The sequence below is a fragment of the Pseudomonas sp. 3-2 genome (genome assembly GCF_019710535.1).
Taxonomy (GTDB): Bacteria; Pseudomonadota; Gammaproteobacteria; order Pseudomonadales; family Pseudomonadaceae; genus Aquipseudomonas; species Aquipseudomonas pharyngis.
The window spans coordinates 912,027-932,923 of the sequence record NZ_CP081200.1 but is presented as its reverse complement, the minus strand read 5'-3'; the positions used below and the strand labels follow the sequence as shown (position 1 = coordinate 932,923).

Annotated in this window: 16 protein-coding genes and 1 tRNA gene; 3 read left to right on the top strand and 14 right to left on the bottom strand. The window is 61.5% G+C overall.

The features are described 5' to 3' along the window. Positions 1-11: 11 nt before the first annotated feature. Together pfkB and ptsP are read right to left on the bottom strand one after the other, a co-directional pair. On the bottom strand, positions 12-953 hold the full coding sequence (pfkB, locus tag K3819_RS04060) for a 1-phosphofructokinase (RefSeq protein WP_221398690.1): 942 nt from the start codon (positions 951-953) through the stop codon (positions 12-14). Next, on the bottom strand, positions 953-3,814 hold the full coding sequence (ptsP, locus tag K3819_RS04055; RefSeq protein ID WP_221398689.1) for a phosphoenolpyruvate--protein phosphotransferase: 2,862 nt from the start codon (positions 3,812-3,814) through the stop codon (positions 953-955). Before ptsP ends, pfkB begins: the two co-directional genes overlap by 1 nt. A gap of 306 nt (positions 3,815-4,120) precedes the next feature. Here ptsP and cra point away from each other — a divergent pair, with 306 nt between their 5' ends. Next, on the top strand, positions 4,121-5,116 hold the full coding sequence (cra, locus tag K3819_RS04050; protein ID WP_221398688.1) for a catabolite repressor/activator: 996 nt from the start codon (positions 4,121-4,123) through the stop codon (positions 5,114-5,116). Positions 5,117-5,119: 3 nt separating this feature from the next. After that, positions 5,120-5,896: a TatD family hydrolase gene (locus K3819_RS04045; RefSeq protein WP_221398687.1), complete on the top strand. Its 777-nt coding sequence runs from the start codon at positions 5,120-5,122 to the stop codon at positions 5,894-5,896. On the opposite strand, the gene K3819_RS04040 is transcribed toward K3819_RS04045, so the two are convergent. The 5 genes from K3819_RS04040 to K3819_RS04020 form a co-directional block, all read right to left on the bottom strand. After that, the gene (locus K3819_RS04040; protein ID WP_221398686.1) at positions 5,897-6,286 is read right to left on the bottom strand and encodes a hypothetical protein; all 390 of its coding nucleotides are present in this window, start codon (positions 6,284-6,286) and stop codon (positions 5,897-5,899) included. 154 nt (positions 6,287-6,440) lie between these two features. Next, entirely contained in the window at positions 6,441-7,145 is a 705-nt protein-coding gene (locus tag K3819_RS29660) for a methyl-accepting chemotaxis protein (protein ID WP_371857714.1), read from the bottom strand. 1,483 nt (positions 7,146-8,628) lie between these two features. Further along, complete coding sequence (gene ampE, locus K3819_RS04030; protein ID WP_039769185.1) at positions 8,629-9,462, bottom strand: regulatory signaling modulator protein AmpE; 834 nt, start codon at positions 9,460-9,462, stop codon at positions 8,629-8,631. Next, complete coding sequence (ampD, locus tag K3819_RS04025; protein ID WP_011332414.1) at positions 9,459-10,019, bottom strand: 1,6-anhydro-N-acetylmuramyl-L-alanine amidase AmpD; 561 nt, start codon at positions 10,017-10,019, stop codon at positions 9,459-9,461. The genes ampE and ampD overlap by 4 nt, the downstream gene beginning before the upstream one ends. Before the next feature lie 64 nt (positions 10,020-10,083). After that, complete coding sequence (locus K3819_RS04020) at positions 10,084-12,273, bottom strand: DUF1631 domain-containing protein (protein WP_221398684.1); 2,190 nt, start codon at positions 12,271-12,273, stop codon at positions 10,084-10,086. Between the two features lie 255 nt (positions 12,274-12,528). Here K3819_RS04020 and nadC point away from each other — a divergent pair, with 255 nt between their 5' ends. Continuing rightward, the gene (nadC, locus tag K3819_RS04015; RefSeq protein ID WP_007953729.1) at positions 12,529-13,377 is read left to right on the top strand and encodes a carboxylating nicotinate-nucleotide diphosphorylase; all 849 of its coding nucleotides are present in this window, start codon (positions 12,529-12,531) and stop codon (positions 13,375-13,377) included. Between the two features lie 51 nt (positions 13,378-13,428). On the opposite strand, the gene K3819_RS04010 is transcribed toward nadC, so the two are convergent. From K3819_RS04010 to infB, 7 genes are all read right to left on the bottom strand, one after another. Then, complete coding sequence (locus K3819_RS04010; protein WP_039769697.1) at positions 13,429-13,728, bottom strand: DUF6388 family protein; 300 nt, start codon at positions 13,726-13,728, stop codon at positions 13,429-13,431. A gap of 234 nt (positions 13,729-13,962) precedes the next feature. After that, positions 13,963-14,038 (bottom strand) — tRNA-Thr (locus K3819_RS04005). A 129-nt stretch (positions 14,039-14,167) separates the two neighbouring features. Continuing rightward, on the bottom strand, positions 14,168-16,273 hold the full coding sequence (gene pnp, locus K3819_RS04000; protein WP_011332410.1) for a polyribonucleotide nucleotidyltransferase: 2,106 nt from the start codon (positions 16,271-16,273) through the stop codon (positions 14,168-14,170). Positions 16,274-16,467: 194 nt separating this feature from the next. Beyond that, positions 16,468-16,737: a 30S ribosomal protein S15 gene (rpsO, locus tag K3819_RS03995; protein ID WP_011332409.1), complete on the bottom strand. Its 270-nt coding sequence runs from the start codon at positions 16,735-16,737 to the stop codon at positions 16,468-16,470. A 141-nt stretch (positions 16,738-16,878) separates the two neighbouring features. After that, positions 16,879-17,796, bottom strand: a complete 918-nt coding sequence (gene truB / locus K3819_RS03990; protein WP_007953739.1) for a tRNA pseudouridine(55) synthase TruB — start codon at positions 17,794-17,796, stop codon at positions 16,879-16,881. A gap of 4 nt (positions 17,797-17,800) precedes the next feature. Continuing rightward, positions 17,801-18,202, bottom strand: a complete 402-nt coding sequence (gene rbfA, locus K3819_RS03985) for a 30S ribosome-binding factor RbfA (protein ID WP_007953741.1) — start codon at positions 18,200-18,202, stop codon at positions 17,801-17,803. A gap of 159 nt (positions 18,203-18,361) precedes the next feature. Continuing rightward, positions 18,362-20,878, bottom strand: a complete 2,517-nt coding sequence (infB, locus tag K3819_RS03980) for a translation initiation factor IF-2 (RefSeq protein WP_221398683.1) — start codon at positions 20,876-20,878, stop codon at positions 18,362-18,364. Positions 20,879-20,897: the final 19 nt, after the last annotated feature.

The window sequence follows — 20,897 nt, the reverse complement described above, 5'->3', positions numbered from 1 at the left end:
GACAAACCCTCTTATTGTTCTGTCAGGGGGCGCACGCGCACGCCCTGTTCGAGCTGCGCCAGTTGCGCGGCATCGTGAATACCGAAACCGATCTGGGTCACCGCCTGCGCCGCAATCGCGGTGGCCGTGCGCAGGGTCTGTTCCGGCGTGTCGGCGCTGAGCAGACCGTGGAGCATGCCGGCCAGCAGCGAATCGCCGGCACCGACCGTGCTGGCCACGCTGACCTTCGGCGGCGTGGCATGCAGCGCCGAGCCGACGCTGTACCAGTTCACACCCTCTGCGCCATGGGAAATCACCACATGCTCGATGCCCTGGGCGTGCAGCCGATTGGCCGCTTCGACCTGAGACGCGTGGGACACCACTTCACAACCCAGCGCATCGGCCAGTTCTTCGGTGTTCGGCTTGATCAGCCACGGACCGGCCTTGAGCGCCGCGCGCAAGGCATCGCCGCTGGTGTCCAGGGCGACTTTCAGGCCCAACGTTTTCAAGCGCTCGACCAGTTCGCGCAACCACTGTGCAGTGACGCCACGCGGCAAACTGCCGGCGACCACCACCGCGTCATGCCCCGGCGCGATCTGCACCAGACGATCCAGCAACGCCTGTTGCGCCACCACGCCGACCACCGGCCCCGGGCCGTTGATGTCGGTGATGCGCCCGTCCTGCTCAGCGACCTTGATGTTGCTGCGGGTCTCGCCGGGCACCCGGATAAACGCATCGGTGAAACCGCGTTTGGCGAACAGGGTTTCGAACGCTTGCAGATTGTCTTCGCCGAGAAAGCCGCTGACCGTCAGTTGATGACCGAGGTCGGCCAGCACCTGCGCGACGTTGACGCCCTTGCCGGCAGCGTGGGTCTGCATCTCGTCGCTGCGATTGACCTGACCGGCCTCCAGACGTGGCAACTGCACCGTAAGGTCCAGCGCCGGGTTGAGGGTCAGGGTGAGAATCTTGGCCATTACAGGGCCTCCACTAATGCGCGCACTTCGTTGGCGCTGCCCACGGCCAGGGCTTGTTGAGCAAGGGTTTGCGTCTGGGTCAGGCTGAGTTCGCGGATGCGTGCCTTGACCTCGGCGATGCTGCGCCCGGAGACGCTCAATTCATCCACACCGAGGCCGACCAGCACCGGCACCGCCAGCGGATCCGCCGCCAGTTCGCCGCACACGCCGACCCATTTGCCGTGGGCATGGGCCGCGCGCACAGTGATGTCGATCAGTTGCAGCACCGCCGGGTGCAGGCCGTCAGCCTGGGCGGACAGGGTCGGATGACCACGGTCGATCGCCAGCGTGTACTGGGTCAGGTCGTTGGTGCCGACGCTGAAGAAATCCACCTCTTTGGCCAGCACCGGCGCCAGCAGTGCGGCGGACGGCACTTCGATCATGATCCCCAGTTGCAGGTCGGCAACCGGGATTTCCAGGCGCAGGCGTTCGGTCATGTCGCGGGCCTGACGCCACTCTTCGACGCTGCCGACCATCGGGAACATGATCCGCAACGGACGGTTGTCCGCCGAACGCAGCAAGGCGCGCAACTGCGCTTCCATGATCTGCGGACGCTGCAAAGTCAGGCGAATCCCGCGCACACCGAGGAACGGGTTTTCTTCCTTGGCAATCGGCCAATACGGCAGCGGTTTGTCGCCGCCGACATCGAGGGTGCGTACCACCAGCGGGCGACCGGCGAGGCCATCGAGGACGCGGCGGTATTCGGCTTCCTGAGTCGCCTCGTCCGGCGCCTGTGGATGAGCCATGAAAATCAGTTCGGTGCGCAACAGACCGATGCCTTCGGCGCCCTGCTCCACCGCACTGATTACACCGGCGCTTTCGCCGATGTTGGCGAACACTTCCACGACGTGGCCGTCGGTGGTGTGCGCCGGTTGATGGCGTTGTTCGGCGGCGGCTTTCAAGCGTTGTTCGCGGGTGTCGCGCTCTTCGCTGGCGCGCTGCAGGGTCGCGGCATCCGCGTCCACATGCAGGCGACCGCGCTGACCATCGAGCAGCAACGGCGTGCCCGGTTTCAGCAGCAACACCGCAGCGCCCGCGCCGACCAGCGCCGGAATCCCCAGCGCGCGAGCCACGATGGCGCTGTGAGCGGTGGCGCCGCCACGGGCGGTAAGAATCCCCGCGACCCGCGCCGGATCCAGCCGCGCAACGTCGGACGGGCCGACCTCATCCATCACCAGAATGTACGGTTGCTCGGGCTCGGCGGGCGTCTGCATACCACACAGTTGCGCCAGCACCCGGCGACCGATGTCGCGCAGGTCGGCGGCGCGTTCGGCGAGCAACGCGTCCTGCAACGATTCCTGTTGTTTTGCGGCGGCCTCGATCACGGCCATCCACGCCGCTTCGGCGCTTTCGCCCTGCTTGAGGCGGGTGTCGACTTCGTCGGTGAGTTCCGGGTCGTCGAGCATTTCCTGGTGGGTGATGAAAATCTCGCGGATCGCCTTGGCCTTGCTGCGCTCAATCAGGCCCTGAATGTCCTGACGCACGTCGGCCAGCGCTTGCTTGAGACGTTCGCGCTCGATGGCGGCAGACTCGCCGCGCAACGGGTAATCGATGGCTTGCTGGACCTGAATGTGCGCCGGGCCGATGGCGATGCCAGGGGCGGCGGGGATCGCTTGCAGCAGGCTGCCGGAGGCCGGGGCGCTCAGGACTTCGGCGATATCGGCGATCACTTCACGCTGCTGACTGACTGCTGGCAGCGGCTCGACTTCTTCGCCGAGGCCTTCTTCGATGGCGGCGAGCAAGGCCGGCAAGGCATCGGCGGCAATGCTCGGCTCGGCGATGATTTCCAGCACCTGGCCACGACGGGCGCCGAGGCTCAGCAGTTTGCTCAGGCTTTTCACCGATACGGCGCTGTCCTGACTGTCGACGATGCGCACACGAATCTCGCCGTCAAAACTTTTCGCCAGTTGCGCGAGGATCTTCGCCGGCCGCGCATGCAGACCATGGGCGTTGGCCAGTGCGATACGTGCGCTCGGCCAGTCGGCCGGCAACTCACCGCCAAGCACTTCGAGGACTTTACGGCTGCTGGTGGCGCGGCCCAGTTCATGGCCGCGACCTTCGATCAGCAACGCGCACAAACGCTCGAGCAACGCCTGATGCGCTTCACCGAGGCTGGCCAGACAGAACAGACCGCTGAGCGGCTGGCCGAGGTAACGCATCGGTTTGTCCGGGGTGACGAAGGCCAGGCCCGGACGCTTCACGGTCTGTTCGCTGTGCAGCCACCACAGGCCATCGCCCAGCGGCAGCGCTTCGACTTGCTGCAGCACGCCGGCGAAACCGTTGCTCACGCAATCGGCCTGGCGCAGCAGACGCGCACCACGCCAGACCAGTTCTTCGAAATCGTCGGCGGAGACCCCGAGGCCGATCATCTGCGCATCCAGCGCCAGCTCTTGCGGCGCACCTTGCAGCAGTTTCAGCAGTGCTTCCGGCGAACTGGCGCGGCGCAGGGCCTGGCCCAGATCGGTCTCGCCGAGGGCGCGGGTCAGCAGTTGCAGCAGGCGCAGGTGTTCGTCGGATTTGGCGGCGATGCCGATGGCCAGATAAACGATCTGGCCATCGCCCCAGTCCACGCCGTCAGGGAACTGCATCAGGCGCACGCCGGTGGCGAACACCTGATCACGGGTTTCAGGGGTGCCGTGGGGAATCGCAATACCTTGGCCGAGGAAGGTCGAGCCCTGAGCCTCCCGGGCCTGCAGGCCGGCGAGGTAGCCGTCGGCGACAAGTCCATCGGCGACCAGATGACTGGCCAGCAATTGCAAAGCGGCGGGTTTATCCACAGCCGACTGGCCCATGGATATCTGCTCTACAGTGAGCTCGAGCATGCGATCTCCTTTTTGGCGTCGTTTGACGCCAGGTATTGTTTTGAATGGTTGCAGCTTAGGCGCTGTAGGCCATCCTTTTCAGGAGGCAGTTTTGGCGGTTTCACGGCAGAACCGGCCAAAGGCGTCTAAAACGTAGAAAATACGCTTGCTGAAACGTTTAATCTAGATTGATCGGCACGTTACTCGATAATGTCCCATCCTTGAAGTCCAACTTGTCGGATGCGCTGAGACAATGGTCGCCTGCCTGAATCGGGTAGGATTGGCGAAAATGTCGCGGCAAGCTCGAAAAAACAAGGAAATCCCGGGTTGAAACTCAGTGATATCGCGCGGTTGGCCGGAGTGTCCGTGACCACCGCCAGCTACGTCATCAACGGCAAGGCCGAACAGCAACGCATCAGCAACGCCACCGTCGAGCGGGTGCGGGCGGTGGTCGATCTGCACGGTTTTACCCCCAATCCACAGGCGGCCGGTTTGCGCAGTCGGCATACCCGGACCCTGGGCTTTATCCTGCCGGATCTGGAAAACCCCAGTTACGCGCGGATCGCCAAACTGCTGGAGCAAGGCGCCCGGGCGCGGGGCTATCAGCTGCTGATCGCCAGCTCCGACGATGCGCCGGACAGCGAGCGACAACTGCTGCAACTGTTCCGCGCTCGACGCTGCGATGCGTTGATCGTCGCCAGTTGCCTGCCGGCCGGTGACGACAGTTATCGTCAGTTACAGGCCAAGGGCTTGCCGATCATCGCCATCGACCGGGTGATGGATGCCGAACATTTCTGCTCGGTGGTCAGCGACGACCGCGAAGCCAGCCTGCAACTGACCGAAAGCCTGCTCGATCCGCAGCCAAAGCAGATCGTGCTGCTGGGCGCCCGCCCGGAACTGAGCATCAGCCAGGAACGTGCGACCGGGTTCAAGCAAGCCCTGGCCGGGTTCAAGGGCGAAGTGCTGATCGAGCACGCCGAATCCTTCAGCCGCGAGTGCGGCAAGCAATTGATGGAAGAACTTCTGCAACGTCTCGGGCATTTGCCGGATGCGCTGGTGACCACGTCCTACGTGCTGCTGCAGGGCGTGTTCGACGCGCTGCATGACTTCCCGCTCAAATCGCGCCCACTGCGTCTCGGCACATTCGGTGACACCCAGTTGCTCGACTTCCTGCCGTTGCCGGTCAACGCCATGGCCCAGCAGCACCAGTTGATCGCCGACAAGGCGCTGGAACTGGCGCTGGCGGCGGTCGAACAATCGGACTACCAGCCCGGCGTGCAGGCCATCGCCCGTACCTTCAAGCAGCGTATTCACCGGGACTGAGCCGTGGAGCTGATCGACAGCCACACCCATCTGGACTTCCCCGACTTCGACGCCGACCGCGCGGCGCTGCTGAGCGAAAGCCGCGCCCTCGGGGTGCGGCGAATGGTGGTACTCGGGGTCTACGAGGGTAACTGGCAACGGGTGTGGGATCTGGTGCAAAGCGATGCCGATCTGTACGCGGCCTTCGGTTTGCACCCGGTCTATCTCGATCAGCATCGGCCGCAAGACTTGCTGGCACTAGGCGACTGGCTGACACGGCTAAAGGGTCATCGGCAGCTGTGCGCGGTCGGTGAAATCGGCCTGGATTACTTCATCGAAACCCTCGACCGCGAACGCCAGCAGGCGCTGTTCGAAGCGCAGCTGCAACTGGCGGCGGATTTCGAATTACCGGCGCTGATCCACGTACGGCGCAGCCATGCAGCGGTGATCGCCACGCTCAAGCGCTTCAAGCTCAAACGCGCCGGCATCATCCACGCCTTTGCTGGCAGCCGTGAAGAGGCGCGGGAATACATCAAGCTCGGTTTCAAACTTGGCCTCGGGGGTGCACCGACCTGGCCGCAGGCGTTGCGCATGCACCGGGTGCTGGCCGACTTGCCGCTGGATTCGGTGGTGCTGGAAACCGACTCACCGGACATGGCGCCCGCCATGTACCCCGGCGTGCGCAATACGCCGGCGCATCTGCCGGCGATCTGCGACTCACTGGCCACTTTGATGAACATCAGTGCGCAACAACTCGCTGCCGCCAGTACCGCCAACAGCTGCGAGGTGTTCGGCTGGTAGTCAGTCGGCGTGGGCCTTGGCCGCGTCGAGAATCAGCGTCAGGTGCTGACGCTGCCGGGTATAACGAATCACCGCGAAGTACACGAAAATCGCGACCAGCGATCCGTTCAACTGCTCGGTGACGCTGAGCAGGCCCACCCATTCCATCACCAGGGCCACCAGCAGCGCGGTGCACACCGTCACCAGCGCACTGGCGCGCAGCAGGCCGAGTGAGTCGAGCGAACGGAAACGTTTGATCTGCTTGGGGCAACGCAATTCCAGGCTTTTCTGGCAATTCGCACAGGTGAACGCTTCGTGAATCGAAATGGCATTCAGCTGCCAGGGTTTGAGTGCCAGCGTGGTCTGGCAGTGGGCGCAGCGGCCCTGGACGCCCAGGGTTGCGACGGACATGTGCGATCTCCTCCAAGTGGTCAATGAATTGATCTTGGTTCATTGAAGCCGAAAAACCAGCGCCTGGAGGAAAACAGGATTGGGCTTACAGATGTAGGCAAAAAAGTACTACAAGCCATTCCGAAAAAACCTGCCTCACAGGAGGCAGGTCGCTTCAAACCCGGAACGCGCTGATCAACTGCTTCAACTCGACCACCTGCGCCGACAACGCACGGCTGGCGTCTTCGGTCTGATGCGCACCTTCTGCGGTGCGCTCGCCGGCACGGTTGATCTCGACGATGTTCTGGTCGATATCGTGGGCGACGGCGGTCTGCTGCTCGACAGCAGCGGCGATCTGCTGGTTCTGATCGACGATCATGCCGACAGCGCCGAGGATGTTTTCCAGCGCCTGCTGGACTTTCTCCGACTGCCCCACCGTGCCGTTGGCCATCTGATGGCTGACGCCCATGGCCTTCACTGCCGCGCCGACGCCGCCATGGAGCTTGGCGATCATCTGCTCGATTTCTTCGGTCGATTGCTGGGTGCGCTTGGCTAGCGTGCGGACTTCGTCGGCGACCACGGCAAAACCGCGCCCCTGCTCACCGGCCCGCGCAGCCTCGATCGCGGCGTTGAGCGCCAGCAGATTGGTCTGTTCGGCGATGCTCTTGATCACTTCAAGAACGCGACTGATCGACTGACTGTCGCTGGCCAACTGGTTGATCACCAGCACCGATTGATCGATTTCGCTCGCCAGTGCCGCGATGCTGCCCTGCTGCGATTCCACCAGTCCGCGCCCATTGATGGTTTCATCGTTCACGCTGTGGGCGCTGCTGACCGCTGCCGCCGCACTGCGTGCCACCTCCAGCGACGTTGCCGACATCTGGTTCATCGCCGTCGCCACTTGCTCGATCTGCGTGCGTTGCCCGGCGACCGCCTGATTGCTTTGCGCCGAGACGTTTTCCACCTGCCCCGCCTGCCGCTCGACCTCGCCAACGGTGTGGCCGACCCGTTCGATCAGGTCATGGATTTTCCTCACCGTACCGTTGAACACTTCGCCCAACTCGCCGAGTTCATCGCGGCTGTTGGCGCGGAAATTCACCGTCATATCGCCTGCCGCCACCTTGTCCATCATGGCGCCGAGGTTTTTCAGGGTGGCGCGGGTCGAGGCATAGAAGCCACCGTAGAGATAGAAAATCAGCACGAACACCAGCGACAACGCCACGGCTTGCAGCACCATGTGCGTACGGTTTTGCCCCAGGCGTTGCTGCAATTGGGTGTCGAGGAATTTCAGGGTGGCGTCGTTGAGCTGATAGGTCTGGTCCATCAGCCCGGTGAGCTGGTCATAAAAACCCTGCCATGGGGCGTCGAGGGTTTCGGCCATCACCACTTGTTCTTCGATCAGGGTGCCGGCCTGTTTCAGCGACGCCTTGCTGGCATCGGCCGGGGCGCTCAGGGAGTCACGGGCGGCTTTGCTCGAACCCAGCGCATCCTGCAATTTCAGGCCATATTCGGCCTGAAGCTTTTCGATCTGCACCAGCAACTCGTCGAAACGGGTGCTCGACGAACTGTTGAGAAAGCCCTGGCCCAATGAATACGAGCCCATCGCCCGACCTTCGCCCAAGGCCTGGGTGACGGCCGGCGTGATCGCGGTGATCAGCTCGCTGAGCTGGCGTATGTCGCTCTGGTTGTCGCGACTCAATCCGGCCTGACTGGCCACGATCTGGCTGAAAATCTGCGCATTGCCGAGCAATTTGCCAATCAGCGCACTTTTGCTTTGCAGAGAGTTTTCCGCCTGCTGGGCCTTGAAAGCGGCGATCATTTCATCGCGCTTGGCCTCGAAGAATTTGATCTGCTCCGGATCCTCGGTCATGGGCGTCAGCCCTTGCAGGCGCGCCAGAACGTTTTGCTCAAGACTGGTGATCTGCGCCTCGACATTGCCGGCCTTGCCGGACTGGCCGAGGGTGACATTGATCTGCACCAGATTGTTGAGGGTTTCCAGATCCCGGCGCAGGGTCAGGCTGCTGCCCAGCAGGTCGAGGCTCTGCAGCTCCACCCGGGTGCCCTGGAATTCGCGGTAGGAATCGCGCACCAGATAGAAATTGGTCACCAGCATCGGCACCAGGAACAGCACGCTGATCAGGCTGAACTTCATGCCGAAGCTCAAGCGGTTCATCAGCGAGACGGCGGGATAGAGCAAGCTCTTCACTGGAAGTCTCCCTTGGTTTTTTCTTGTTTTTATTGGCAGGCGCGGGGCGACAGCAGATAGCCACTATCGGGCGCTATCTCTGTATAGCTCAAATCGAAGGGAGGTTTTGTAACTTAAGGTTAACGAGGGGGATTGCCCCCCTCATTACTCGAACGGCCTACGCCAGCACTGTCCACAGGGCAAATCCGGCATACCACAGCACCGCCGCCCGCAGCAGCAACTCCCACAGGCAGTCGAGGGTGTTGATGCCTTCGGGGCCGACAGCGGCCGGCGGGATTTCCCCGGCCGCGAGCCCGACCCTGTTGATCAGTTGCGCGGCGCTGATGTTCCAGTTCAGCAGCTCGTGCAGCATCACCCGACTGACCGCGACGAAATTGCCGACCAGGGCGAGGCTCGCCGCCAGCAGGCGCACCGGCACCCAGTCGAAGGCGTGACGCAGTTGCCCTGCCCGTTCGGCCACCGCCGGGTTCTGGGCGTTTTCCTCCGCCAGCGCCAGCAAGCGGTAACTCAGTGCCGCCACCGGACCGAGCAGGAAGTACCAGAAAATCACCGCAAAAAAGCTCTGGTAGGCCTGCCACAACAGATGCCGCTGCACTTGCTCCAGCAATTGTTCGCCGCTTTCGGCGCAGATGTTCAGATCACGCTTGGCCACATGGGCGGCGGCCTGCAGGTCCTCACGGCGCCAGGCGTCGCGAAACGGCCCGAGTTCGCCGAGCAGGTCACCCCGCCCCAGGCTGTAAATCACCACCAGCAAATGCACCGGCAATGCCAGCAGACCATAGGCCACCGGCTCCAGCACCAGCAGCAACAAGCCCAGCAATGCCACCGGCAGCAGCACCAGAACAATCAGCACCAGCCACGGCTGTTTCGCCAGCCCACCGGTTTCAAGCTTGTGCAGTTCGCGGATCCATCCGCCATCGCGTTGCACCCGTTGGCGCAGAGCCGAGAACTTCTCGATCCATACCGCCAGCAGTAACACCAGAAAACTCATTGTCCTTCCTCTTGTGCCAGGGCGGCGCGGTAGCGTGCCCAGTCGAATGCGGGTCCGGGGTCGGTCTTGCGTCCGGGGGCGATGTCGCTGTGCCCGCAGATGCGCTCGACGGTGATTGCCGGGAACGCCGCCTGTATCTGCCGGGTCAGCACGGTCAACGCCTGGTACTGCGCATCGGTGAACGGCAGATCATCGGTGCCTTCCAGCTCGATGCCTACGGAAAAATCGTTACAGGTTTCCCGTCCCTCGAACACCGAAACGCCGGCATGCCAGGCGCGCTCAAGACAGGAGACAAACTGGGTGACCTTGCCGTCACGTTCGATCAGAAAATGCGCCGACACGCGCAGGTCGGCGATCCCCGCAAAGTAGGGATGTTCCGTGACATCCAGACGATTCTGGAAAAATTCCTGGACCTTGCCGGTGGCGAACTGCGCCGGTGGCAGGCTGATGTTGTGGATGACCAACAGGGAGACTTCGCCCGCCGGGCGCTCATTGAAGTTGGGCGAAGGGCAGACCTGCACCCCGTGACACCACCCGCTTGCGGGATCCAACTGCATACCGATTCCTTCAACGCCGACTGTGTTGGCGACCAGTATGCCGTGATCGGCCCCCGGCGCGCGATCACTTGCCGCGATTGAGCCGCCGCAGATTGCCGAGCACCGACTCCAGCGCCCGGTCGAACAGCAAGGTGTCGTCCAGCGCCCGCACCGCGCCGCGACGAAACGCCAGGGCCAGTTCCGTGCGGTCGCGCTCCAGCACTTTCATGCCGGTGCGGTCGACGAACACGTACTTGCCGGTAGCCTCGATGATCGCCGCCAGCTTGCAGCGCAGAGTGTGTTCTTCGTCCTCCTCGAACGCCACCCAACTGCCCAGACGCAACTGTTCGACCTGGCGCAGACCGACATCGTCGGCTGGCAAGCGCGCTGGCGTGCGTGGCTTGAGACCGTCGTCGGCCATCTGCAGGACAATCGTCTGCGACACTTCGATCATTTCCGGCAGCACGGACTGATCCGGTGCGCCGAACGGTTCGAGCAGCCGCACATGCAGCGCTTCCAGCTCACTGAAAAAACCGCTGGTGGCAAACGGATCGAAGGCCGAAGTGCTCAGGCCGTCGCGCAATGACTTGAGCAACCCCGGCACCAGCGCCAGCAGACGCAGACCGGCTTCGGCGTCGTCGTGGCGCTGCACGCTCCAGATCAATTGCTCCATGGTCTGCACGTCGGCCTGCCATTCGGCGGACTGATCGCCGTGCTTGAGGCAGGTCAGCAGCAACACCTTGCTCCAGGCGTCTTGCACGAACGTCACCACCGACGGTGGCAGGACCTTGCCCAGCAAAGCCTGATTGAGCGCCTGCTCGACCCGCTGGCGAGCCAGTTCGGTTTTCGCCCGGCCCTCTTCGGCATCGCGCAAACGCTGTTCAAGCAATTCGCTGCGACGGCGCTCGTCACTGGTGAAGGCGAGGAAGTCCGCCAGCAACTCGGAAAAAATCGCCGGGTCATCGACGAAATCCGTCAGCAGGCGCTGCACCACTTGCTCGATGCGCAGGTACAGGCTGTCGCGCGCATTACCGTCGCACTCGCCCCAGCCCATCGCCGCCTCGGCGATTTCGTTGAGCAGGCGGCGCGCCGGATGGCTGCTGCGGCTGAAGAAGCTTTTGTCGATCACCGCGACCTTCAACATCGGGATCTGCAACCGGGCAATCAGCGCCTTGAGGGAATCCGGCAGGTTGCGATCATCGAGAATGCAGTCGAAGACCATGGCCACCAGATTGATCACGTCCTCGTCAGCCCCGCCGACAATTCGCGACTTGCCGCTGCGCACGCTGACCCGGGTCAGCAGTTGTTCAAGTTGATGACGCAGATCGAAGTCGTCCTGCACCGCCAGCGCCGGCACGTATTGCTGCAGGTGCGAGAGCAGGCGCAGCAGGTCGCGGGTGGAAATTGGTTGGGCGGGAGCGCTGGGTTCCAGGGTCGGCGCAACGGTACCGCGCACATGCAGCAGCAACTCCTGCAACGCGGCGAAGACGTCCTGCACGCCCGCATCCGTCTGAGGTTTGTCGACGCCCTTGAATTCACTCTGCACGCTGGCCACGGCCTGATCGATGGCACGACGGGCCGGTGCCGGCTTGAGTTCGGGCAACACGCCCGTGGCGATCAGCAGTTGGTTGGCTTCGGCGTAGAGTTGATCGGTATCGGCCAGCACATAGCGCTCGAACAATTTGAGCAGGATCAGCTTGACCTTGATCTCCACCCCCAGATTGCGCCCGGCCTGCAGGAAGTACTCGCAAAGCATCGCCGGGCCCAGCGGGTTGTAATGATCGCTCAGAGTCTTGCCCAACAACGCATTGAACCGCGCGGTCAGTTGATCGAGGGCGAAGCCGTCGCGATTGAGTACGCGGCCGACCATGGTTTCGACCGCGACGCTGCGCTCCATGTCATCAGTGCGCGCCGAGGTGTCCCCATATTGCAAGGCGTGAGACAGGACGGTGGGGACGGGATCGAATTGAGTGAGGCCGACAAAGGCTTCGAAAAACTGCTCGAGAAAGCCGCGTTCGATGTTCTTGCGCTTGAGGCGCAGGTCGCGCATGGCCTCGAAAAAAATGTTCTGTTCGACGTCGTTGCGTGCCCGGTCGGCCATTTCGAACAGGGTGTCGTCGGCGTTATCGAACAGCTCCTGCAAACCGTTGCGCAGGCGCTGGGCAGCCTTGTCGCGAACCTGAAGCAGAATCACAGGCAGGCGGGCGAGCGGCGAGTGAGTCGCCTGATCGGTAGTGGCCTTGTGCAGAGGCACTACATTCCCGTCGTTGTGCATCCAAGCCTCCTGAAACGGTGATTTGCCGACGTCAAACTCATGGCGTCAAATGCAAGGCGGATTATCTTGCAAAAGATGTCCCCGGCGCCAGAGCCGTCAGGGTTTCCCCTATGCGCCGGCACCTTGAAGTGACCACGACAGAATCGGGTTTGCTCAAAGAAAATCGACCGGATGCAGCGCTGCGTGGCTGTTCTCGCCTTGGGTTGGCCGACGCCATGCCCCTATAATCGGACCACTTAGTTTGTGGAGCCCGTTATGCCGAATCTCCGTCTCGCCGATTTGACCGCCGAAATCGAAGCCAACGTGCGCCGTGCGTTGCTCGAAGACATCGGCAGCGGCGACATCACCGCGCAACTGATCCCGGCCGAACGCCTGGCCAAAGCCACCATCATCACCCGTGACGCCGCCGTCATCAGTGGCACGGCCTGGGTCGATGCGGTGTTCCGCCAGCTCGATCCGCGGGTGGCGGTGCATTGGCAGGTGCGCGATGGCGAACGGGTTTCGCCGAATCAGCCGTTGTTTCATCTGGAAGGCCCTGCCCGCTCGCTACTGACCGGCGAGCGCAGCGCCCTGAACTTCCTGCAATTGCTGTCGGGCGTGGCGACCCGCGCGCAGTACCTGGCGGACTTCGTCGCCGAGACCTCGGTAAAACTGCTCGACACCCGCAAGACCCTGCCGGGCCTGCGTCTGGCGCAGAAATACGCGGTCACCTGCGGCGGTTGCCATAACCATCGCATCGGTCTCTACGACGCGTTCCTGATCAAGGAAAACCACATCGCTGCCAGCGGCGGCATCCCGCAGGCCATTGCCGCTGCGCACAAGATCGCCCCGGGCAAGCCGGTGGAAATCGAAGTGGAAAGTCTGGAAGAGCTGAAGGAGGCGCTGGCCGCCGGTGCCGACATCATCATGCTCGATGAGCTGAGCCTCGACGACATGCGCGAAGCCGTGCGCCTGAACGGCGGCAAGGCAAAACTGGAAGCCAGTGGCGGCATCAACGAAAGCACGCTGCTGCCGATCGCACAGACCGGGGTGGATTACATCTCGATCGGCGCGATGACCAAGGACGTGAAGGCCGTGGATCTGTCGATGCGCCTGAGCATCTGAGTCGATCACGCAATAAAAAACGCCAGCCCTTTCGAGGCTGGCGTTTTTGTTTCAGACCACCAGATTGTTCATCTCGCAGTACTCTTCCCACTCGACGCCCAATACTTCGGCCGCTTCCTTGTGCAGTTCCAGGCGCTTGGCCTCGAACTCCTCAGGTGTGCTGGTGTACTTGAGGGTCAATTCCCACGGCTGCAGGCCCTGGGCTTCGGCTTCATCTTCGAACGCCCACTGGATCTGGTCTTTCTGATCATCGGGACTCAGGTCCTTGATCTCTTCCTTCAGATCCGGAACATCCAGGATGTATTTTCTAAGCGCTTCTTCGTGACGTTGCTCTTGAGTTAATTCGGTCATGGCGTTCTCGCTGATCATAGGAATGGAGGATGGATCTGGATCATCAAGGATCTCTCTGACGCGGACTGTCCGGCCTTCGGAACCATTCGGGATCATCTGAAAACTGCTGGGCGATGCTCATGCAGGCACCGAATATAGGACGTTTGCATGACGAATTACACGGCTCTTTACATCTCTCCCACAAAAAGTTGACCTGTGGAACATAAATGCCGGTTCAAAAGGATAAGGGAGAGGTGGTGCCCGAGACAGGAATCGAACCTGCGACCTTCGCGTTACGAGTGCGCTGCTCTACCGGCTGAGCTACACGGGCGGTGGGCTAAACCTAGCACCGGTCTTGCAGGTCGGCAACTTCGCCGAATGACTCGATATTTCACGGACAAAAAAATACCCCGCCGTTTTCACGGCGGGGCATTTTCATTGCGCTGGAGCTGCGGGGTGATTAAACGCCCGAAGCCTTCGCAGCGGCCACGTCTTTGATGGACAGCTTGATACGGCCGCGGTTGTCCACGTCCAGTACCAGCACTTCCACTTCCTGGCCTTCTTTCAGGATGTCGGTCACTTTCTCTACGCGAGCGTCGCTCAGCATCGAGATGTGAACCAGACCGTCCTTGCCCGGCAGGATGTTGACGAATGCGCCGAAGTCGACGATGCGCTCAACCTTGCCGACGTAGATCTTGCCGATCTCGGCCTCTGCGGTGATACCCAGAACGCGCTGACGAGCTGCTTCAGCCGCTTCCTTGGTTTCGCCGAAGATCTTGATCGAGCCGTCGTCTTCGATGTCGATCGAAGCCTTGGTTTCTTCGCAGATCGCACGGATGGTCGCGCCACCCTTACCGATAACGTCACGGATCTTGTCGGTGTCGATCTTCATCGCGATCATGGTCGGAGCGTTGGCCGACAGTTCGGTACGCGACTGGCCGATGATCTGGTTCATCTGGCCGAGGATGTTCAGGCGCGCTTCCAGGGCTTGGCCCAGAGCGATTTCCATGATCTCTTCGGTGATGCCCTTGATCTTGATGTCCATCTGCAGCGCGGTCACACCTTTGGCGGTACCGGCTACTTTGAAGTCCATGTCGCCCAGGTGGTCTTCGTCACCCAGGATGTCGGTCAGGACGGCGAACTTCTCGCCTTCTTTAACCAGACCCATGGCGATACCGGCAACCGGTGCCTTCATCGGAACACCAGCGTCCATCAGGGCCAGGGAAGCGCCGCAAACGGAAGCCATCGAGCTCGAACCGTTGGATTCGGTGATTTCCGATACCACACGGATGGTGTACGGGAACACGTCAGCGGCAGGCAGCATGGCCGAAACCGAACGACGGGCCAGACGGCCGTGACCGATTTCGCGACGACCGGCGCCACCCATGCGACCACACTCGCCCACCGAGAACGGAGGGAAGTTGTAGTGCAGCATGAACGGGTCTTTTTTCTCGCCTTCCAGAGTGTCCAGCAGTTGTGCGTCACGGGCAGTGCCCAGAGTAGCGACTACCAGAGCCTGGGTTTCGCCACGGGTGAACAGTGCCGAACCGTGGGTCTTCGGCAGAACGCCGACTTCGATGTTCAGCGGACGTACGGTGCGGGTGTCGCGACCGTCGATACGTGGCTTGCCGTTAACGATGTTTTCGCGAACGGTGCGGTATTCGATTTCACCGAAAGCGGCTTTGACGTCGGCAGCCGAAGGCTGGCCTTCTTCACCGGAAAGCTTGGCAACAACCTGGTCACGCAGCTCGCCCAGACGCGCATAACGGTCGGCCTTGATGGTGATGGTGTAAGCCTGGGAGATCGCTTCGCCGAACTCGGAACGGATAGCGGCGAGCAGCTCGGTGGCTTCTGGAGCAGGTGCCCAGGTCCAGGTTGGCTTGGCAGCTTCGGCAGCCAGTTCTTTAACGGCGTTGATTACGACCTGGAACTCGTCGTGAGCAAACAGTACTGCGCCCAGCATCTGGTCTTCGGTCAGCTCTTTGGCTTCCGATTCAACCATCAGCACGGCGTCCGAAGTACCGGCAACAACCATGTCCAGGCTCGAGGCAGCCTGCTGCTCGTAGGTCGGGTTCAGCAGGTAGCCGGTGCTTTCGTGGAAAGCAACGCGAGCGGCGCCGATCGGGCCGTCGAACGGAATGCCGGAGATCGCCAGGGCAGCCGAGGTACCGATCATCGCAGCGATGTCCGGATCGGTCTTCTTGCTGGTGGAAACGACGGTGCAGACAACCTGCACTTCGTTCATGAAACCTTCCGGGAACAGCGGACGGATCGGACGGTCGATCAGTCGGGAAGTCAGGGTTTCTTTCTCGGAAGGACGGCCTTCACGCTTGAAGAAACCGCCAGGGATCTTACCGGCAGCGTAAGTCTTTTCCTGGTAGTGAACGGACAGAGGGAAGAAGCCCTTGCCCGGATCGGCTTGCTTGGCACCGACTACGGTCACCAATACGCTGACGTCGTCGTCAACGGTGACCAATACTGCGCCGGAGGCCTGACGGGCGATACGGCCAGTCTCGAGGGTAACGGTCGACTGACCGAACTGGAATTTTTTGATTACCGGGTTCACGGTGTCCTACCTTCTTTGTGGCTCTTGGGGGAACTGGTTTCTTGCGAAATTCTTGGGCAATGCCGGGAATCGGCCCGACGCCTGTCCAGGGTAAAACGTGTATCCAGATAAAACTTGAGGCTGGGAGCCTGCCGGACGCCGGCGGAAACCCGCTGACGTCTGACAGACAACCAACCTCATAGCGCAATCGCTGATTAGCGACGCAGACCCAGGCGAGCGATCAGAGCGCTGTAACGGCTCACGTCCTTGCCTTTCAGGTAGTCCAGCAGCTTGCGACGCTGGTTAACCATGCGGATCAGACCACGACGGGAGTGGTGGTCTTTACCGTTGGCCTTGAAGTGACCTTGCAGTTTGTTGATGTTGGCGGTCAGCAGTGCAACTTGCACTTCTGGCGAACCAGTGTCACCAACAGCTTGCTGGTAGTCGGCAACGATTTGAGCTTTTTCTTGAACGTCGAGAGCCATGAGGCAATCCTTTTATCAGGAAACCGTTTCAAAAACAGTTTCAACAGGCCAGGGACAAATCCCTGTATCTATAAATGAGTAGTGACCGTGCCTGTTGACAGCCACACTCGCCGGCCTGTTGTTACACAGACCGGTTTCCGGTCATTCTGACCGAATCAGTCGACGCGGCGCGATGCGCCCGTCTTCGCTCACTTCACCGATACCGATGAAGCGACCGTTGTGATCCTGTACCCGCACCATGCCGAACTTCGGAGCATCCGGGGCACGTACCGGCTGGCCGTTGAGCCAGTAGAACGCGCTCGCTTCCGAGAACTGCAGCAACGGCCAATCCTGCAGGCCGCTGTCCGATGGCATCAGGAAGCGGTCGACCGCTTCGTTGCCGCCTTCGGCATGTACCGCTTCCAGCTCTTCGAGGGTCACGGTCTGCGCCAGGGTGAAAGGCCCGGCCTGGGTACGACGCAGTTCAGCGACGTACGCACCACAACCGAGTTGCTCACCGATATCCTCCACCAGGGTGCGAATATAGGTGCCCTTGCTGCAATCCACCGCGAGTCGCGCAGTATCGCCTTCGAAGGCCAGCAATTCCAAGCGCGCAATAGTAACAGAACGCGGTTCGCGCTCCACTACTTCGCCTGCACGGGCCAACTTGTACAGCGGCTGGCCATCACGCTTGAGAGCGGAGTACATCGGCGGTATCTGACTGATTTGCCCACGAAATTTCGGCAGAACCGCTTCAATGTCGGCCTGACCAACGGTCACCGGGCGCTCCTGCAAAACCTCACCTTCGGCGTCCGCCGTGGTGGTGGTCTTGCCCAGTTGCGCCAGGGTTTCATACCCCTTGTCGGAATCGAGCAGGTACTGCGAGAACTTGGTCGCCTCACCGAAGCACAGCGGCAGCACGCCGGTAGCCAGTGGATCGAGACTGCCGGTATGACCGGCCTTCTCGGCGTTGAGCAGCCAGCGAACCTTCTGCAACGCGGCGTTGGAGGTGAACCCCAACGGCTTGTCGAGCAGGATGATGCCGCTGACGTTACGACGGATACGTTTGACCTGAGCCACCGAGTTACTCCTTGGTGTCTTCGGGTTCTGCCGCAGCCACGTGCTGATTGTCCTCAGCCACGGCGCGCTCGATCAGGGCCGACAGGTGCGCACCCCGCACGACGCTTTCGTCGTAGTGGAAGTGCAATTGCGGCACGCTGCGCAGCTTCATTTCGCGGGCCAGCTGCATGCGCAGGAAACCGGCGGCAGCGTTGAGCACCTTGATGCTTTGCGCGATGTCTTCGGCGTTGTCCTGCCCCATCACGGTAATGAAGATCTTCGCGTGACCGACGTCACGGCTGACTTCCACAGCGGTAATGGTGACCAGGCCGACGCGCGGGTCTTTGACTTCACGACGGATCAGCTGGGCCAGCTCACGCTGCATCTGATCGCCGATACGTTGGGTACGGCTGTATTCTTTTGCCATGATTTGTTACCTGTTACTGCCCTGCGGTGAAACCCGCAAGGTCTGAAAGCGGCAAACGCCCGGCCTGACAAAAGCCAGACCGGGCGTTGCGTTTAGAGTCCTGACGCCGTGCCGCGCACTTGCATGCGGCGGCCCGACGTGGCCCTTGAAGTGCGCGAGTCAGAGGCTGCGAGCAACCTGAACCTTCTCGAAGACTTCGATCTTGTCGCCGACTTTGACGTCGTTGTAGCTCTTCACGCCGATACCGCATTCCATGCCGGCACGTACTTCGGAAGCGTCATCCTTGAAGCGGCGCAGGGATTCCAGCTCGCCTTCGAAGATCACGATGTCTTCACGCAGTACACGGATCGGACGGTTACGGTGCACAACACCTTCGATCACCATGCAACCAGCGATCGCGCCAAACTTCGGCGAACGGAACACGTCACGGACTTCGGCCACACCGAGGATGTTCTCGCGAACGTCGCTACCAAGCATACCGGTCAGGGCTTTCTTGACGTCTTCGATGATGTCGTAGATCACGTTGTAGTAACGCATGTCCAGACCTTCCTGCTCGACGATCTTCCGTGCGCCGGCATCGGCACGCACGTTGAAGCCGAACAGTACAGCGTTGGAAGCCAGTGCCAGGTTGGCGTCGGATTCGGTGATACCACCGACACCGCCACCGACCACGCGCACTTGCACTTCGTCGTTGCCCAGGCCGTTCAGAGCGCCCTGCAAGGCTTCCAGCGAACCACGGACGTCGGATTTGAGGACGATGTTGAGCGTCTTCTTCTCTTCCTGGCCCATGCTTTCGAAGATGTTTTCCAGCTTGCCGGCGTGAGCGCGAGCCAGTTTGACTTCGCGGAACTTGCCTTGACGGAACAGAGCCACTTCACGGGCTTTCTTCTCGTCGGCAACCACGCTCATTTCGTCGCCGGCGTCAGGCGTACCGTCCAGGCCGAGGATCTCGACCGGAATGGCCGGACCCGCTTCCTTGATCGGCTTGCCGTTCTCGTCGAGCATGGCGCGCACGCGGCCATAGTTCGAGCCGACCAGCACCATGTCGCCTTGACGCAGCGTACCGTCCTGAACCAGAACGGTGGCTACCGGACCACGGCCCTTGTCGAGGCGCGACTCAACCACGACGCCACGGCCAGGAGCCGAAGGAGTAGCGGTCAGTTCGAGAACTTCGGCTTGCAGCAATACAGCTTCAAGCAGTTCGTCGACGCCGGTACCCATCTTCGCGGAAACCGGAACGAATGGAGTGTCGCCACCCCAGTCTTCAGAGGTCACGCCGTGAGCCGACAGTTCGCTGCGGATGCGATCGAGATCAGCACCCGGCTTGTCGATCTTGTTCACCGCAACCACCAGCGGAACGCCAGCAGCAACAGCGTGCTGAACGGCTTCGATGGTTTGTGGCATCACGCCGTCGTCCGCCGCAACCACCAGGATCACGATGTCGGTCGCCTTGGCACCACGGGCACGCATGGCGGTAAACGCGGCGTGACCAGGGGTGTCGAGGAAAGTGACCATGCCGCGTTCGGTTTCAACGTGGTATGCACCGATGTGCTGGGTGATACCGCCGGCTTCGCCAGCAGCTACCTTGGCACGACGGATGTAGTCGAGCAGCGAGGTCTTACCGTGGTCAACGTGACCCATTACGGTCACGACCGGCGCACGAGGAACCGCTTCACCTTCGAACTTCAGGGACTCGGCCAGGGAATCTTCCAGGGCGGTGTCGCTGACCAGGGTCACTTTGTGGCCCAGTTCTTCTGCGACCAGCTGGGCAGTTTCCTGATCCAGTACCTGGTTGATGGTGGCCGGGGTGCCCAGCTTGAACATGAACTTGATGATTTCGGCAGCCTTGACCGACATCTGCTGGGCGAGATCGCCAACAGTGATGGTTTCGCCGATCTTCACTTCACGCACGACAGGGCCGGTCGGGCTCTGGAAACCGTGGGCGTTGCGTTTCTTCAGCTTGGCCTTGCCGCGACCGCCGCGACGGAAGCCATCGCTTTCTTCGTCGGTAGTGCGTGGCGCCACACGTGGAGCCGGAGCCTTTTCCTTGACCGACGCGCGATGCGGAGCGTTTTTGCGCTCGCCATCACCACCGCCACGACGGTTGTTGTCGTCAGCACGTGGTTTGTCCGGACGGCGCTGTTCGTCACGCTTGCGAGTGTCGGCAGCTGGGGCAGCAGCCACAACCGGCGCAGCTTCGCGCACGGGTTCGGCCACTGGCGCAGGGGCAGCGACGGCTTCGGCAGGAGCGGACGGCGCAGAAGGCTGGCGACGCGCTTCTTCTTCGGCGCGCACGCGGGCTTCTTCTTCAGCCTTCTGACGGGCAGCATTTTCTACTGCGCGACGTTCATCCAGTTCACGCTTGCGCTCGGCTTCGATTTCTTCCGGGCTACGCTGTACGAAAACTTTCTTCTTGCGGACTTCAACGCTGATGCTTTTGCTGCCAGCCACACGCAGGGTGCTGGTGGTTTTACGCTGCAGCGTGATCTTGCGTGGTTCTTCCACTTTCGCCTTGTGGCTGCTTTTCAAGTGAGTCAGCAGGGATTGCTTCTCACTGTCAGTCACATTTTCTTCGGCGGCGGTGTGCGGCAGACCTGCCTCACGCATCTGCTGCAACAGGCGCTCTACCGGTGTTTTGACCTCATCGGCCAGTTGTTTCACCGTGACTTGCGTCATGCACTTCTCTCCTCAGGCC